The organism is Tychonema sp. LEGE 06208 (assembly GCF_015207505.1).
Lineage (GTDB): Bacteria > Cyanobacteriota > Cyanobacteriia > Cyanobacteriales > Microcoleaceae > Microcoleus.
The window spans coordinates 1-16,430 of the sequence record NZ_JADEWT010000135.1 but is presented as its reverse complement, the minus strand read 5'-3'; the positions used below and the strand labels follow the sequence as shown (position 1 = coordinate 16,430).

General features: G+C 46.8%; 13 protein-coding genes and 1 riboswitch. Of the genes, 3 read left to right on the top strand and 10 right to left on the bottom strand.

All coding sequences use genetic code 11. The features are described 5' to 3' along the window. From IQ263_RS24880 to IQ263_RS24865, 4 genes are all read right to left on the bottom strand, one after another. A partial coding sequence (locus IQ263_RS24880) for a DUF2207 domain-containing protein (protein ID WP_228050337.1) occupies positions 1–1,001 on the bottom strand: 1,001 nt, incomplete at its 3' end. 190 nt (positions 1,002–1,191) lie between these two features. Next, positions 1,192–1,992, bottom strand: a complete 801-nt coding sequence (gene cbiQ / locus IQ263_RS24875) for a cobalt ECF transporter T component CbiQ (RefSeq protein ID WP_194070793.1) — start codon at positions 1,990–1,992, stop codon at positions 1,192–1,194. After that, positions 1,989–2,321, bottom strand: a complete 333-nt coding sequence (locus IQ263_RS24870) for an energy-coupling factor ABC transporter substrate-binding protein (protein WP_194070792.1) — start codon at positions 2,319–2,321, stop codon at positions 1,989–1,991. The genes cbiQ and IQ263_RS24870 overlap by 4 nt, the downstream gene beginning before the upstream one ends. A gap of 3 nt (positions 2,322–2,324) precedes the next feature. After that, entirely contained in the window at positions 2,325–3,044 is a 720-nt protein-coding gene (locus tag IQ263_RS24865) for an energy-coupling factor ABC transporter permease (protein WP_194070795.1), read from the bottom strand. Between the two features lie 61 nt (positions 3,045–3,105). Further along, positions 3,106–3,252: riboswitch (cobalamin riboswitch) on the bottom strand. Between the two features lie 293 nt (positions 3,253–3,545). On the opposite strand from IQ263_RS24865, the gene IQ263_RS24860 reads away from it, so the two are divergent. Further along, positions 3,546–4,265, top strand: a complete 720-nt coding sequence (locus tag IQ263_RS24860; RefSeq protein ID WP_194070791.1) for a Uma2 family endonuclease — start codon at positions 3,546–3,548, stop codon at positions 4,263–4,265. Between the two features lie 251 nt (positions 4,266–4,516). Next, positions 4,517–6,091 carry an FAD-dependent oxidoreductase gene (locus IQ263_RS24855; RefSeq protein WP_228050336.1) on the top strand — a complete coding sequence of 525 codons (1,575 nt, stop codon included), beginning with the start codon at positions 4,517–4,519 and terminating at the stop codon, positions 6,089–6,091. 541 nt (positions 6,092–6,632) lie between these two features. Here IQ263_RS24855 and IQ263_RS24850 read toward each other — a convergent pair. Together IQ263_RS24850 and IQ263_RS24845 are read right to left on the bottom strand one after the other, a co-directional pair. Next, entirely contained in the window at positions 6,633–8,774 is a 2,142-nt protein-coding gene (locus IQ263_RS24850) for a pentapeptide repeat-containing protein (protein WP_194070789.1), read from the bottom strand. A 25-nt stretch (positions 8,775–8,799) separates the two neighbouring features. Beyond that, the gene (locus IQ263_RS24845; RefSeq protein ID WP_194070788.1) at positions 8,800–9,114 is read right to left on the bottom strand and encodes a Clp protease/crotonase-like domain-containing protein; all 315 of its coding nucleotides are present in this window, start codon (positions 9,112–9,114) and stop codon (positions 8,800–8,802) included. 154 nt (positions 9,115–9,268) lie between these two features. Here IQ263_RS24845 and IQ263_RS24840 point away from each other — a divergent pair, with 154 nt between their 5' ends. Next, a complete protein-coding gene (locus IQ263_RS24840) occupies positions 9,269–9,718 on the top strand; it encodes a hypothetical protein (protein ID WP_194070787.1) in 450 nt (149 codons plus the stop codon). Positions 9,719–9,892: 174 nt separating this feature from the next. On the opposite strand, the gene IQ263_RS24835 is transcribed toward IQ263_RS24840, so the two are convergent. From IQ263_RS24835 to IQ263_RS29660, 4 genes are all read right to left on the bottom strand, one after another. Next, positions 9,893–10,336: a Uma2 family endonuclease gene (locus IQ263_RS24835; protein ID WP_333196940.1), complete on the bottom strand. Its 444-nt coding sequence runs from the start codon at positions 10,334–10,336 to the stop codon at positions 9,893–9,895. Positions 10,337–10,345: 9 nt separating this feature from the next. Continuing rightward, the gene (locus IQ263_RS30035) at positions 10,346–10,567 is read right to left on the bottom strand and encodes a hypothetical protein (protein ID WP_333196916.1); all 222 of its coding nucleotides are present in this window, start codon (positions 10,565–10,567) and stop codon (positions 10,346–10,348) included. 267 nt (positions 10,568–10,834) lie between these two features. After that, entirely contained in the window at positions 10,835–16,333 is a 5,499-nt protein-coding gene (locus tag IQ263_RS24830; RefSeq protein ID WP_339384754.1) for a beta strand repeat-containing protein, read from the bottom strand. Beyond that, positions 16,243–16,430: hypothetical protein (locus IQ263_RS29660; protein WP_304941035.1), on the bottom strand; the 188-nt coding region annotated here is incomplete at its 5' end. The genes IQ263_RS29660 and IQ263_RS24830, both read right to left, overlap by 91 nt.

Sequence of the window (16,430 nt, the reverse complement as noted above, 5' to 3'; positions counted from 1 at the left end):
CTACTAATGATAATGACTGGAATTACTTCTTCGTACTCCCGATGGTAAGAGCAATTTCCACAGTGATGGGTAACATACCTGTTTCCTGAAGTGCTAGTAGTTGCAGGAATCAAAACTTGATAAGTCCGTTTAAGATTGAACGTTTTGCACTCAGGGCATTGTCGATCATTGATTGCTTTGTTGATTCCTTGGTAAATAATGACGCTGAAAGTCAACACAAAGAGAAGAATCATCAACGGAAAAAATATTAATGTCAAACCAACTAGCGGTAAAATTATTACAGCTATTATGTTATTGATGAAAAAGCCTTCTCCTCCGTGATTACCACCTTGTTGCCAACCAGGTTGAGGTATATTCAGAATTGCCTGCGGAAATGCGATTTGCACTTCTAATTCTTGTTCCGGTAGAATAGCCTGACTTGCCACAAATTCAAAGGTTTTAGGATCTACTTGACGGGGAACCGCTGCTGCACCGAAATTCGTAAACGAGAGAACTTTCCCTGACAAAGCATCTGGTAAATTTACCGTAACTTTTCCAGTATTAACTGGCGCTTTCCGACCCGCTGCAATAGCTTTCCAATAAACTAGAGTATTCTCACCCTCTAACTGCAATCCACCTACTACACGATATTTGATAACAAAAGTATGTGATTCTGGCGCTTTTAATTCATGTTGCCAACGAATCCAAAGTTGATTATTTTCTGTTCCAGTGCTACTAGGAATTATGCGATTATTTTCGGCAACTGTCACATCTTTAATTGCATCGACTTTATCTAAAGGAATATAACGATATCGTTCATTGTTGTAGGCTGATGTGAATACATATTTTTGCGTTTCAGTAACTAACATATCTCCGTTTGTCTGAACGTCGATCGCAACATTGATGTTATCCCAGTAAAACGGTAGCTGTTGGGCTGTGGCATGAGTCACTGTGACTAACAGTAGGGTTAATGATGCTAGTAATGAAAAAACTATTCTTTTGAGGATGCGTTTATTTATCATAGGATTTCCACAAGATAAGTGTTGAGTACAATTATTCAACAGGTTTCTTGGGGAGTCAATTCATAAAAATCATTAATTATGTTCATAAAAGTCATATCTTCAGTCGGGCAGGGAATTCATATCAATTCCGGTTGCACCGGAATAATATAGAGGAGACGGCAGTGCCGTGTCCTCATTTCCTAATTTCTTCTCAACTTTGAAATACTACACTTAACAAAGTTAAAACTGTACAGCCAAACACGGCTTCAAATGTATATCTGCGCGAGGGTTTGTAAGGGTAGGAGTTCCAAACGCGAAGTTCTCCGTTGAAGCCGCGCGAGGCTAAAGTCAGGGAAACTTGACGGTAGTTTTCTAAAGTTCGCAGCAGCAATTGCCCGATTAAAATGCCTAAGCTGTGCATTCCCCGCTTCCAAGTGCGGTAGCCACAGCGGGAGTTTTGGGCTGTCCAAAGTTCGTCGGCGATCGCCAATAAGCTAAAAATAAAGCGGTACATTAGTAATAGCAGTTCTGTGACCAATTCTGGACAGCGTAATTGTCTCAGAATCTGCAAAATTTCGGTAAATGGTACTGTCAACAGGATGAAGTACATACAGCTTGTGGATGCGAAGGCGCGGGCAAACAGCAAGCTCACTTGGTATATTCCAGTGCGGCTCGCATAGAGATAAAAAGTGCCGGTGCTAATTCCCCAACCTTGCCAAATATCCCACTGAATTTCCGGGATTCGATCGCCAGCAACGGCACCCATCGCCAAAGCAGGCAAACTCGTCAGCAAAAACACCAGCGGTACCGACAGCAACCGCAGATAGAGTTTCGCCGGAATTCCCGCATAAACCACGATCCAGATTGTCAACCAGAGGGCGATCGACAACTGCACCGCTACATGGGAAACTAGAGACAGGATTAAAAGGGCGATCGCAAATGATAGTTTGTGAGATGGCGGCAAACCGCGCAAGCTATTTGTATAAGCCAGACTATCAATCTGATGGTTCATTCCAAGGTTTTGCGATCGGAATTTTGCCGAGATTGCGATCGGCCTTTATATAACCCAATCACGTAGCCAATTACGCCAGCCCCCATCGCCGCTTGAGACGCAAACAGCAAACTTTCAATTTCGCCACTAGCAGGTTCAAAAAAGTGCTTGAACCAAGGTTCATAGCCCGGTTGAATCTCGGTAATTGCCTTTTGGGCTTCCCCATCAGCACCGCCGTATTCACCTCGAACAAATACTAGAGGAAGAACAGCAAGAGCAACCACAGCACCAACCAAAATCCAATTTTCTCGCGCAGTAGATTGGTGATTTCTTGTATTTTTCTGACTCATGACTTAGGACTCCTGTCTCAATAACTTCAAAGTTTCCAACTCCGGCTTCCCGTAGGAATGCAGCCAATTCCAAACCAATACAGTCAGCAATCCCTCACTAATAGCCAGGGGTACTTGAGTAATTGCAAAAATGCTAGCAAACTTGAGAAACGAAGCTACAAAACCACCGCTGGCTGCGGGAAAAGCTAACGCTAATTGAATCGAAGTCACCACATAAGTCAGCAAATCCGCCAAAGCCGCAGCACAAAAAATTGCCGCCCGCTGACTACCAGTTCGCAACAGCAAATGATAGACAAAATACGCAGCAAAAGGGCCAACAATTGCCATCGAAAACATATTGGCTCCCAGGGTTGTCAAGCCGCCGTGGGCCAACAAAACCGCTTGAAAAAGCAGCACTAAAGCGCCGAGTACAGCCATCACCGAAGGGCCGAATAAAATCGCCCCCAAACCAGTACCCGTCGGGTGAGAACAACTACCCGTTACCGAAGGAATTTTTAGAGCAGAAAGCACAAAAGTAAACGCACCCGCCAAAGCTAACAACAGTTTAAGTTCCGGGTGTTCTTTGGTAATGCGGGCGATCGATCGCAAACCAACTAGAAAAAAAGGTAACGCCACTATCCACCAAAACGCCGCCCATTGCACCGGCAAAAAACCTTCCGAAATGTGCATAGCTGCGGCGGGCGTTGCCGAACCGAGGACAATATAACAACTCAAGCCAGCCATCAATCCCAGGCTGACTAATTTCCGATTTCTGGCCTTCACGCTGAACCTCGCAGATGAGACTATGTAAACAAACACATCGGCGGGCATCCTGACTCAGAAAGCGACATGGCTTTCCTTACAGTTGCGGGACAGCGCCGGACTTACACCGAACTTTCCCCGTTTCCTCTAATGGCTGCTCCCCATTAGAACCGAATGATTAGCTTAGTATAGTCGATCGCGCAACTCTCAGCCGAATACTTTACCAAAATTATTTCATATTAACTAGCTTAGATTGTGTCCGACAGCTTCAAGTGTCATTGCAAAGAACGAAGCAATCGCCAAGACTTAGGATTGCTTCGTTCCTCGTAATGACAAACAATAAAACTGCCAGCGAACACAACTTAATCTATCTTCCTTCGCGTCCTTTGCGTCTTCGCGGTTCGTTAAAATCTTTACAAAATACAAAATTATAGCTAAACAACTAAACGCTATAATCTTAAGTAAGTTTTGAGGAAAGCCGCCATGTTAAATTACAATTTCCCGACGCACTGGCCCTCAGCCGACGAACTACCAGACTCAGATGAAACACCAGTGGATAACGAACTGCAAGAATTAATCCCAGGATTGCTAAAAGCAATATTGCTCATACTTTGGGCAGAACGCATGGACTGGTTTTTTGGTATAGATATGGGTCTTTACCATCACCCGGAAAAACCTCCGATTGTGCCAGATGCTTTCTTGAGTTTAGGGGTGCAACGGTTTTATGACGAAGAATTGCGTCCCAGTTACGCGGTGTGGGAGGAAAAAGTGATGCCAACTTTTGTCCTCGAAGTTGTTTCCCCAACTTATCGAAACGAATATACCGCCAAATTGGAAGAATATCAAAGTTTAGGCATACTTTACTATGTCATTTATTCTTCTCGCCGCCGCCGCAAACCCCGTTTAGAAGTGCATAAGTTAGTCAAGGGCAAGTATGAATTACAGCCGGGAAATATAGTTTGGATGCCAGAGATCGGTTTGGGAATTGGCTGTGAAAGGGGCAATTATTCTGGGGTGACAAGGGAGTGGTTGTATTGGTACGATGCTGATGGAAAACGTTATTTTACTCCAGAAGAACAGGTGAAAGAATCGGCGCAACGCGCACAACAGGAATCGCAGCGCGCACAACAGGAATCGCAGCGCGCCGATCGACTAGCTGAACGATTGCGAGAGTTGGGGATAGATCCTGATAATATAAGCTGATTGCAGTCAAGAGTGCGACACAGAGGTACTCTGCGGGCGCTCGCCCATCTGATTTTTCCACGCCCGATCCGATCGCCCTCAACCGATAATTTTCTCGAAAAACCCGGTTTCCGCGTCCGGGAATGTATGAATATTTATCAAAAAAATTAGGAAAGATGCGGACTTATTTGGAACAGACAGATAGTTTGATAGCAAACCTTGAAAAACAGCTCAAAACAATGAAAATCAGGAGAGGTTATTAAATAATGGTCATGGATCTGCGTTTTTACGATGTCATCGGCTTTGGGGATGAAGTTCCGGGAGTTCTAGCCGTTATCTCAGCAGCCCGAGAATACCGCCGCCGGACAAAGCGTTATCCGCGGGTTTTGCTGATGTCTAAAGCAAACTTGCAAGAAGGAATTGGCGGGCATTTAGTCAGAGGCGGCCTTGCTTATTTAGATAGATGTCAGCTAGCTCAAGAACTGCGACAATCTTTAAAGTTAGATACCTTTGGTTCACCGGCGACAATCTATCAAGAGTTTCTGCAAAAATCCGGTGTCAGTGCGATCGCGCTTGATCCCCGCAAAGCCAGCGCAGCACTGCAAGAAATGCTGTCACAAGCAGGCGTCGATCTCCTCAGCAAAGTAGAAATTCAATCAGTCAATAAACAACGCCAAAGAATTGCCAGCATAACCACATCTAAAGGCATAGTTTATGCAGGAAAGCAATTTATTGATGCCACTGTCAATGGCGAATTAGCTCAAGCTGCCGGCGCGAAAAAGCTAAAGGGATTTGAAACCTTTGGTCTGCCAAACTCCGAACTTCCAGTCACCCTCGTTTTTGAAACCCAAGGACTCAGTACAAGAAGACTCAAAGAACTCGATTACATTTATCTAAAACGCTTCACAAACCTCGCCGATTCTGAGAGTCAAAAATTTTTGCTGTACGCTGCAGGCAAGGATGTCAAACTAGCAGAAGAACTCCGACAGGAAATGCTCGACAGTAGAGGAAATCTCAAAACTCTGTGGGCGGGCAACGATTACATCGACGTGCGATCGCCCGCGCTGTCTGTAGCTTACCACTCCTTTAGAGGAACAAAGCTATCTTTTCCTGAAACCGGCGTAATTTTAGACGAGGGAAATATCGCAATACTTCCCAATAGCAGACTTTCGTGGAACGCGCTATTATTTGCAGTCACCAGCAGCGAAGCAGAAGCCTTAGCTAAAAGCGGTAGCAAACCGACGGCTAATATGCAAAAAGAGATGTTATTCGTAGCAACTTGGCTGAGGAGTTTGGGGGCTACTTCTGTTACTTCTGCCTCAGAACTGTATATCAGACACGCAGGCAATGTGACAGGAGTTGTAGAACCTTTAACGGGCGCACAAATGCTGTTAGGTGGCGTACCGGCTAATCAAGCACTGGCAACATTTAGCTATCATTTTGATGTACGCGGAGGCATCCCCGGTATGGGGGAAAAAGCCAACAGTTTAGGGTGGTTAAAAAGTCTGAGTTTTAAACAGCCTACCTTCAATATTGGCATCCGCCACGCATTAATGAAAAACATTCCTAACCTGGCAGTTGTCAGTCCGTGCTCTGGATTTGAAGGGTTTGCCTGTTCTGTCGGCAGAATTGTTGAATTCAACGCCGTAGTTGGTCAAGGTGTCGGTATCGCTGCCATTAATGCTATTCTAAATAACAAAAATCTAGCTGATATATCTAACGGAGAAGTGAGACAAGTTCTCGTTGAAACAGGTCAGTTACCTAAAATTTTTGGAGTTGCAAACAATGCTGATGGAACGCTATTAGCGCAATTCGAGACACTTGTCGGTGCGGATGCTATTGCTTAAGAAGTCATTAGTCATTAGTCATTAGTCATTAGTCATTAGTCATTAGTCATTAGTCATTAGTCATTAGTCATTAGTCATTAGTTATTAGTTATTAGTTATTAGTTATTAGTTATTAGTTATTAGTTATTAGTTATTAGTTATTAGTTATTAGTTATTAGTTATTAGTTATTAGTTATTAGTCATTAGTCATTAGTCATTAGTCATTAGTCATTAGTCATTAGTCATTAGTCATTAGTCATTAGTCATTAGTTATTAGTTATTAGTTATTAGTTATTAGTTATTAGTTATTAGTTATTGGTAACAACTGGCAACTGACAAATAACAACTGGCAACTGACAAATAACAACTGACAACTGGCAACTGCTTTCCGTCCAACGTCATCAGGAAGAAGGAAGAAGGAGCATCAAGCGCGCTAGCTTTTGTAGTCCTGTCCTCGCTCGCACGGGCTTTTATCACCAAGCGAGCGAGAACAGCGCTCAAACAAAAAATGCTTTTTACCAAAATGAAATGCTCCCCTTGAGTCCTCACTACAAATCAATTCTTAATTCTTCTGCGAGCACTTCGGATGAATACCCCCCTGCAAACAAATGTAAGCAATTTGATTTTTATCTAAATTTTTAGCCTCGGCAAAATCAACTCCTTGGAACCTACCTGATTTAGTACCTGCTGGACTTTGAATAAACTGATCGGAAGCCGCTTTACCCTGAAATACAGCCCCTTGAAAATTCACTCCCGCTACATTTGCACCCCTAAAATCAACCGAACTCAGGTCGGCATTCCGCAAATTAGCATCTTGCAACCGAGCATCTTGAAAATTGGCGTTGGCGAGTTTAGCAGAACTCAAATCGGCATTTTGTAAGTTCGCACTTTTCAAATTTGCACCGGATAAATCTGCACCTTGCCATTCCGATTTAGACAAATTTGTCAAGGATAACTGAGCGCCTTGGCCCTTGATTTTGCCCAAACGCGCGCCTGATAAATTGGCTCCAGACAAATTCGCGCTGCCGATATCTGCACCCGTAAAAGCTGCATCTTTTAATATTGCTTGCTGCAAATTTGCGCCAATTAAAAGAGCACTGCTAAAATTAGCTCCATTCAGATTTCCGCTTGACAAATTAGCTTTGTTCAGGACAGCGCGCACAAAAGTAGTGCGGTTCATTAGAGCACTATTTAAAGATGCTCCGGTTAAATTTGCTCCTTCAAAATTAGCGCTGCTTAAGTCGGAAATCCAATCGTCAAATGTACCCGGACGCCTGTCTTCGCCGGTGCCGTAAAAGCGAGTTCCTTGGAAGCTGGCATTGGTTAAATTGGTGTTTTTCAGCTTAATTCCTGATAAGTCCACTTTGTCTAATACTAAGGTGAATTGAGCGGGGCCGGCAGGAGTTTGACTTAAGTCGGTGCGACTGAGATCGACGCCGTTGAGTTGGCTGCTATACACGGTGAGAATTTTGCCGATCGCCCTTTGCACTGTTCGCTGACGGGTAGCCGCTAACTCGCGTTCCGAGGCTTTCCCCCGGTAGCGCAGGGATTCGAGCTCGTTGCTGAGCCCTTGGTTTAATCGCCGCAAGTCAGGTAAAGCTTTCGGCCCGCTACTGACTAAAGCTTGTTGGATCGCGTCCAGCATCGGGCTGCTGTCTTCTTGGGTTAGCAAATCCGCTAACAGCGGTATGGCGCGGGAATCTTCCACCGCCCCCAAAGCCAAAATTGCCGATCGCCTCCCCGATGTTCCGCTGGGCGAAGCCGGAGACAATTTACTCACTAAAGCCACAAATAATTCGTCGTTCCGCTGGCGAGAATCCCGCATATTTGCTTGACCTTGAGTGTAGATCAAAGTGCCAACAAACAAAGTTAAAATTAATCCCGCGCTGCCAATGGTAACTATCACTAAAGTTGTGCCTGGATGTTGGCGCATCCAATTCCACAAACTGGGTTCTTCTTTGACATTGGTTTCGCGAGTCAAAACCACAGCCGCAATCTGCGCGTCTTCCTCAGTCCAATCTTGATTGTTGACAGGATTGGCAGATTGTTCGATCGATCGCGCATTGACCACCAAAGTATTCGCGAGGCGATCGTGTCCCGATTGTCGTTTGTAGCGGAATGCAAAAGCGCCGTCTGCCAGCACTGCCAAGCCGCTCAGCCCCCCTAAAATGATTAAATCAGGAAACGCGCCGGATAAGCGCCAAATGCCGTAGGCTACGCTCAGAGGCACTCCCCAGCGCCCCAAACTTTCGCGAATCAGCACTCGCCTCCAACCCGGAGGAGTACCAAAAGCTGTGACAACTTTAACGGCAAACCAGCGTTTCGGGAGTGTTTGGCCGGTTCTGGCGAGCAAAAATAGTTGCCACGCCGCTAAAACTAGCGGTGCTAGCAGCGCCCCCGACCAGAATAGATTAGTTAGGGGTGCGACTCTGGGGTTGCGATCGCGCACGGGTACGCCCAAAATACGCGCTACAGTTTCCGATGTTGCTGCTACAGAGGAATTTAGGGGTACGGTTTGAGCGTCCTTGTTGACCAATGCCCCGATACTGAAGGGAACGAGGGCGCTGGCGGCAATTAAGGAAATTTCAACGGCCCAAGCGCCGCACCTACGAACCAGCAGTGGCATTTGCTGGGATTTTGTCTGCCAAGATGGAGACGGATCGGGTTGATTAATATCATCACCGGATGCGGTTGGGTTAGCCATATTTATAATTTCCTATTTTTAGTCGTTAGTTGGACGAATCAGCAGATATTGCCAATTTGTACGCTATGTAGATTAACACTCCGAGAACGGCAAGACTCATCAGGGCCGAAATTAGCTGTACTATACTATTGAAGACTGTCAGAACCACGATCGCCCCGACAGCAAACACTGCCACTTGTCCTGGTTTGGGGAGTTTTTGAAACTTTTCCAGAAATTGATTGTAGAAGGTTCCGAGCGCTTGATAGCTATCTGGATTTTGTTGGATGAGGGACGATCGCTCTACTTTAGCTTTTAGTTGTGCGATCGCTTGCTGCAAATTGAACTTATTTTGAGGATTCATAAAAAAAATTGGGAGTTAGTTTAGCTGTACGCCGATCGTTTTAGGGCGGTCACATTAATAAGAGTCACATTAGCGTGTTCGGAACCGCTCATTATCCTCTACCGTCAAAGAAGTGGAACCTTCCGTCATTGTGTTCGGATAAATAAGGATAAAAATGAAGATATGCTATCCGTGCGATCGCCCCAGACTGCGCTTTGGCTCGATCGCAATCCTAGCCCTAGGAATGATTTTAACTGCACCGGGGGCTCTTCGGAGCCAACCCCTGCAAATTGCTCCGGGATTTCGCGAACCGCTGAGTGTTTCAGGAGTCTCCGGCGGCCCAAACAATAGCGGCGACTGCGGTTTCGTGGCCGCCGGGCCGAACCAGGCGATCGAAGTAACGCAGGATTTGCCTTACTGGAAAATTGCAGTACAAACGGCGGGAGCGCCGAGTTTGATGATTCAGGGGCCCAGGGGTCGTTTCTGCGTCCTACCGGCGAATGCTGGTGCGGGGAACGTAGAATTTTCTGGTTATGGGGACAAGGGGACTTATCTTATTTTTGTGGGCGATCGGGCTCAAGGTCAACACCCTTACTCTCTCTCTATCACTCAACAGCGCAACTAAAAAAGCAATTAGATTGTAGCAAATTGGTAGTAAGGACTTTAGCCCTCAAGTTGGTAATAAGGACTTTAGTCCTCAAACTCTGATATAGTTTCCGGTTGCATCGGAATAATAAAATCGAGTCAACAGCTAATACTCAATTATTCAGTTTTCCTACCCCGAATCAACAGTCAACAATCAACAATCACCTGACGGTGCAACCGGAATTGACAGGATTTGTTCTCTCACCCACTTGCGAAACAATCGGAGAGTTTGACTCGTCCCCGCTGTTTGACTTTGTTCGCAATATTCAGAAATAGCTTCAATAATTGGCAAATTGGGAAATGTTGGACTAATTGCCGATTCAACATATTTCCCATCTTCAAGCACATTAATCATCAGTTGGTTATTTTCGTACCGCCAGATTTCAGGAACTCCCAGCGCCTCGTAAGCATCCAGTTGAGTTTTGGAAGTTAGATCCACTTCAATTGCTAAATCTGGCGGTGGATCGACAGTTAAGTCGATGCGCTTTTTGCCAATCATTAGAGCAGAATTTTGAATGTAAAAACATTCATCCGGTTCAATTCCTTGTAACATACTTTTTCGCTTAAAAGTAGTAGAACCAAATGGTTCAAAGTCGATTTCAAGTTCCTAAAACAAAATATTAACTAAATAGCCAATAATCGTTTTAGCTTTTTCCTGTTCTGGCAGTGGCATCCTAATCTCCAAAATTCCTTGAATGTAAGCGATTCTGGAAGCACGGTGTTCTCCCAACTCTTCTAAAATTGCTTCAAATTCCAGCCAACTTACATCATGGAACAGCACTCTATGTCCAGGCGGTACACTGATTTGTCTCAATTGCAGCGTTACCATTTAAACCTCCGATTTATTTAAGTTTGCGATGCTTGTCTGTATCGGTAATTGGGGGCGGGCACGGGCAACTTGCGATCGGCGAAGCCGAAGTATTGGGGATTGGTTATCAGAAAAATGGGGTCTAAAACTGTCCAAATCCTCCGGCTTTTAGTATTGTATCTTTTCGGTATCTTTGTGGCAAATGAGTTCAATATATTTTAAAATATTGAATGCCGTAATTGCGACTAGCATAATAATATCATGTCCGATCGATCGGACATGATATTATTAATTGACAATCAGGAAGTCGCTGACGGTCAGCAACGGAGTACCGTCAATGGTGGCAAATAGCGCACCAGTTCCCAAACCAATTTGTGTCCCGTTCTGGTTGAAAAATAACTTGCCTGTGGCGCGACTGCAAACAATTAATCCATCGCTGGTTTCTGCTGCTAAATCGCTATCTACAAAGGCAATTTTAGCTGAAGTGATTGCTCCGAATGCAGTTTGAGATAAGAGAATTTTGTCTGTGCCAGTCGTAAAATCAGTAATGCGATCGCTCCCAAAATCAGCAGTATTAAAAACACCGTTCGATTTAAACAAAAACCGATCTTCACCGCTACCACCAGTTAGCAAGTCATCGCCGGCACTCCCTGCAAGTAGATCGTTACCACCGCCGCCAATTAGCGTATCATTGCCATCACCACCAATTAGCGTATCATTGCCATCGCCGCCGACAACACTGTCATCACCTACGCCACCATTAAATGTATCTTCGCCACCTCCCATGTCAACAACTGAATTGGCGTAGGTTCCTAAGAGGTTAATTACATCATTACCATCAGCATTGGAACTCGCAGCTTCATCGGCTTTGAGGTTGATAAAGAAACGAAAGTCGTTCATGGTGACAGTAATGCTGTCGTTACCGGTGCCACCGATAATTTTTTCATCGGAACGCAGTGTATCGTTAGGATTAGTATTGTCATCCCAGGTTTCAGCAAAAGTGATATTGATGCTGTCATTGCCAACACCGCCTTGAATATCATTTACGCCGTCGGGGTCGGTAATGGTGTCGTCGCCTGTACCCCCGAAAATGCGATCGAGATTGCCTAAACCGCCGTCAATGAGGTCATTGCCGCCCTCACCATCGATGAAGTCATCCGCAGCGTCGCCGTTGATGGTGTCGTCACCCTCCGCGCCCATCAGTGTATCTGGATCGGGGGTACCGTTCAAAAGTAAAGGGGCAATCGGGGGATTTGCAATCGGATTAACGGTGATGTTAACAGTGGCTGTCGCTGTCCCCCCGTGACTGTCGTCAAGCTGATATGTAAAGCTGTCCTGACCGGTGAAGTCACCGTGGGGGTGGTAAGTGATGAAGTCATCAGCCTTGTCTGGAGTGCCGTTAAAATTGATTTCAGCCTTGCCGCCGACTCCGTTGGTCAAAACTGTCAAAATCAGGGGGTCGCCGTCTGGATCGCTGTCATTTGCTAATACGGGGATATTGACGGGAGTGATTCGATCGGTGGTGGCGCTATCATCGATCGCGATCGGCAATTTGTTGGCAAACTCGATCGTTACGGTAGCTGTCGCTGTTCCCCCGCCAGTGTCATCAATCTGATAAGTGAAACTGTCGTCATCCCAGAAGTCACGGTGGGGGTGATAGGTGATAAAGTCATCAGCCTTGTCTGGAGTGCCGTTAAAATTGATCTCAGCCTTGCCGCCGACTCCGTTGGTCAAAACCGTCAAAATTAGGGGATCGCCGTCTGGATCGCTGTCATTTGCTAACACTGGAATGTTGACAGCAGTGTCTCGATGGGTGGTGGCGCGATCGTCGATCGCGATCGGCAATTTGTTGACTGCTTTCACTGTCACCTCAACCTTGGTAACGTCCGAACCTCCCTTGCCGTCTGCGATTTGATAGAGAAAGATATCCTGGCCGCTGAAGTCGGGATTGGGAGTGTAGGTAATGAAATCGTCTTGCCGATTGTCCGGCGTACCGTTGTTGTTGACTTCGACTTTGGCGTTGTTTGAAGGCCTGAAAATACTGAGGTTCAAGGGGTCGCCGTCGGGTTCGCTGTCGTTGGCGAGGACGTTGATATCGATCGCACTACCAGCATTCACAGTCGCAGCATCCCCAGATGCGATCGGCGAGTGGTTGCGATCGACTGTCACTTCCACTTTGGTAACAGCTACGCCTCCCTTACCGTCGTCGATTTGATAGAAAAACACATCTTCCCCGCTGAAGTCGGGATTGGGGGTGTAGGCGATGTAATCGTCTGTTGGATCGTCCGGCGTACCGTTGTGCCTGACTTCTGCTTTGCCGTTGTCTGAAGTCTTGAAAATGCTGAGGTTCAGGGGGTCGCCGTCGGGGTCGCTGTCGTTGGCGAGAACCTCGATATCGATCGCGCTGCCAGCATTTACAGTTGCACTGTCGCTAAGTGCGATCGGTGACTTATTGATCGCAGGAGGTATCACCGCAGTTGATGTCGGTGTTGGAGATGGTGTGGGTGTTGGTGTTGGAGGTATCACCGCAGTTGATGTCGGTGTTGGAGATGGTGTGGGTGTTGGTGTTGGAGGTATCACCACAGTTGATGTCGGTGTTGGTGTTGGTGTTGGAGGTATCACCACAGTTGATGTCGGTGTGGGTGTTGGTGTTGGAGGTATCACCACAGTTGATGTCGGTGTTGGAGATGGTGTTGGTGTTGGTGTTGGTGTCGGTGTTGGAGATGGTGTTGGTGTTGGAAATATCACCAGAGTTGGTGTCGGAAAGAGTATGGGAAGTGTGCCTGGAAAGAGTATCGGAGAGTTTTTTAGATTGGGAATCTCAACCTCAATCAACGGAGAGAAAATCAATTTTACATTAGCTGTTGCTGTACCCCCTTGACCGTCACTGACTTGATAACTAAAGCTATCTCCAACATTATTATTAAATTGGATATTGGGAGTATAGGTAATGAAATCATCCTTGGGATTGTCCGGTGTATTGTTTTGATTAACTACTACCGTCCCATTCACCGGATTGGTAACAATGTTGAGAATCAAAGAGTCGCCATCCGGATCGGTATCGTTAGACAGGACATCGATATTGACTGGATTTTGGCCCACGATCGTACTATCGTTGTTTGCTACAGGCAACTGGTTGGCGATCGCCAATCCCTTAGAGAATTCCGAAGTATTATTAGCAGGATCGGTCGCCGTTGCTGTGATGAATTGACCGACGGGTAGGGAACTACCATAGGTATAGTTGAAACTATTTTTACCGCTACTGTCCGTAGTGAGAATCCTAGAGCCGAGGAAGGTTTTTCCTTCGCCAAAGCCAGTCGGATCGAGACTGGAGTTGGCAAAGAATTCCAGCCTAAACTGTTGATTTAGAGTGCTATTTAAAGTGCCTTTTATCTCAGTATTTTTGCCATTGGAGTGGGCAAAAGTGATGGTGGGAGAGTTGCGCTCGTTACTAATTTCGTAGTGAATAATACCGAAACTATTATTGTTGAAAATACTATTGCCTAAAATCCCATTGCCCGTGCCAGAGTTAACAGCAACTCCAGCTAAATTGTTGTGAGCGATCGCATTTCCAGTTTCCGGATCGATACCGCCGATCGTATTATTGTTAGGCCCATCCAAAATCGCTACACCGTTGGCTAGATTCCCCAAGGGACTGACTCCATCTAGCTGAGTACCGATATAATTGCCTTGCAGCAAATTGTTAGCAGTAGCAACGCCCCAAAAACTCACACCATTGCCTTTGTTGCCGGAAATCAGGTTGCGTTGCGCTGCCGTATTTCCCCCAATGATATTGTTGGCAGCAGTGCCGATCCCTCCTATTATGCTTTGAATCGCTATACCATCGCGGTTATTGCCCAAAGCAACGGTACCTGTCTTATCCGTACCGATAAAGTTGCCCTGCACTTTGTTTGCCCGATCGATAATGTATATGCCGTTGCCACCGTTGCCTGAAATGATGTTACGATCGCTCACTGTATTTGCGAAACCAAAGATCGCCACACCTTCTGCAATATTGCCCAAGTCTTTTGTACCCGTGACATCCGTGCCGATGTAGTTGCCCCGAATCGCGTTGTTTGTACCGCCGATGGAGACACCTCTGTAATTGCCAGAAATCACATTGCGTTCCGCATCGGTAGTACCGCCGATCGTGTTATCGGAAGCACCTGGAAAGGTGACAACTCCGTCATAGGAGAGGTTGTTGGCTTTCAGAATTGCCGTACCCGCTGCATTGGTGCCGATGTAGTTGCCCGCTACGGTTGTGAACTTGGCTGCGATCGTAATTCCGTGAACGAGATTGCCCGAAATTACATTTCTTTCGGCAGGATCGTTAAGTCCGTCGCCGTTGGTGCCGATGCGATTCTGGATTCCGGCTGAAGCATCGATCTCAATACCATTCCCGCCGTTGCTGCGAACGATATTGCCAGTTAAATCGGTACCGATGTAATTGCCGTAAATCCAGTTATTGGCTGCCCCGTTCGACAGCTTGATGCCAGCCCGATTGTAGGAGGGTTCGTCGGAAAAGCGGTTAATTGCCAGTCCTCGGACGATGGAATTGCTGGCTTGAATGTCAAGTCCGATCGCCGAATTGGATGCCGCACCGTTGAGTTCAATTCGCGGCGCGCCCTGGAATCCGGGGCCGCCTTGACTCCAACCGTCGATGGTGACAGCATCTGTAATTGTCGGCAAAGCAGACTTGAGATCGATCGTTTGAGGATTGGTAAATGCGATCGGGATCTCGATCGGTTTTTGGAATGGTAAGCGCGGAATCTGGATGAAAGTGGTAATTTGGAATGCGATCGTATCTGTGCCGGGATGAGCGTTGGCATTGAGAATTGCCTGTCGCAGCGAACCAGGGCCGCTGTCATTGGTATTTGTCACCAGATAAGTCACTCCAGCATCTGACAGGAGGGAAACAGTTGCAATGTTGCTCTTTGTTGTGCCGTCGCTGACGCGATAGGTAAAGCTGTCGCCGTTGAATTTCGCATCGGGAGTGTAGGTAATAAAGTCATCGTTGGGATTGTTCGGCGTACCGTTGTTGTTCACAACTGCCGTCCCCTGAGTGGGATTCGCAACTAGACTAATTGTTAAGGGGTTGCCATCGGGGTCGATGTCGTTGGAGAGAACATCAATCTTGACTGGAGTGTTAGCAGAAGTTATCGCACTATCATTTTCTGCTACAGGGGGCTGGTTGCCGATCGAACTCTGGACGCTGATGCTGCCAAAAAAATCGCTATTATCGGTACGACTCCGCGAAGCATTCGCACTGCTGTTCCCGCTGAAGGCAGGCAAAGTATTAATTGCCGTCACCGTTGGCGCGACAGCCACCCCAGCCGCACCGGCGAGTTCAGGAGTCACGGCAAAAATCGCCCCGCCCTTTCCCTGACCGTTGGCACCGGATTTGGCATTAGAACTAGCATCGACGATGCCGCCCAACCCGCCCGTTGCCGTGTTATTGAGAAATTTGCTGTTGACTAGGGTGAGGGAACCGCTGCGAATAAAAACGGCACCCCCCAGTCCAGCACCGCCACCACCGCCACCAGCAAAATCATAGGCATCGCTGTTGCCGCCACTCTTACCGCCGTTACCGCCGAAGCTTCCTCCACTACCGGGAATACCACCCGATCCAAATTGGCTGGAACCGCCACCGCCACCGCCACCACCAAAGCCACCGTTACCGCCCGGTCCGCCAAAGTTTAAGGGACTCGTACTGGCATCACCCAAAGCGCGACTGCCGTTGCCACCACCACCGCCAAAGCCGCCATTGCCACCGAGCCCTCCACCAATACCCAATCCCGCGCCACCGCCACCCCCAAAGTCGCCACCATTGCCACCAATACCACCAAAATTGCTGGTGCTCCATCCGCCACCACCACCCCCACCG

What these genes read in the sequence shown, in the direction of transcription:
- IQ263_RS24860 (WP_194070791.1), top strand. Translation starts at nt 3,546, where the DNA reads ATGTTAAATTACAATTTCCCGACGCACTGGCCCTCAGCCGACGAACTA.
- IQ263_RS24850 (WP_194070789.1), bottom strand. Translation starts at nt 8,774, where the DNA reads ATGGCTAACCCAACCGCATCCGGTGATGATATTAATCAACCCGATCCG.
- IQ263_RS24870 (WP_194070792.1), bottom strand. Translation starts at nt 2,321, where the DNA reads ATGAGTCAGAAAAATACAAGAAATCACCAATCTACTGCGCGAGAAAAT.
- IQ263_RS30035 (WP_333196916.1), bottom strand. Translation starts at nt 10,567, where the DNA reads ATGGTAACGCTGCAATTGAGACAAATCAGTGTACCGCCTGGACATAGA.
- IQ263_RS24840 (WP_194070787.1), top strand. Translation starts at nt 9,269, where the DNA reads ATGAAGATATGCTATCCGTGCGATCGCCCCAGACTGCGCTTTGGCTCG.
- IQ263_RS24845 (WP_194070788.1), bottom strand. Translation starts at nt 9,114, where the DNA reads ATGAATCCTCAAAATAAGTTCAATTTGCAGCAAGCGATCGCACAACTA.
- IQ263_RS24855 (WP_228050336.1), top strand. Translation starts at nt 4,517, where the DNA reads ATGGATCTGCGTTTTTACGATGTCATCGGCTTTGGGGATGAAGTTCCG.
- cbiQ (WP_194070793.1), bottom strand. Translation starts at nt 1,992, where the DNA reads ATGAACCATCAGATTGATAGTCTGGCTTATACAAATAGCTTGCGCGGT.
- IQ263_RS24865 (WP_194070795.1), bottom strand. Translation starts at nt 3,044, where the DNA reads ATGGCTGGCTTGAGTTGTTATATTGTCCTCGGTTCGGCAACGCCCGCC.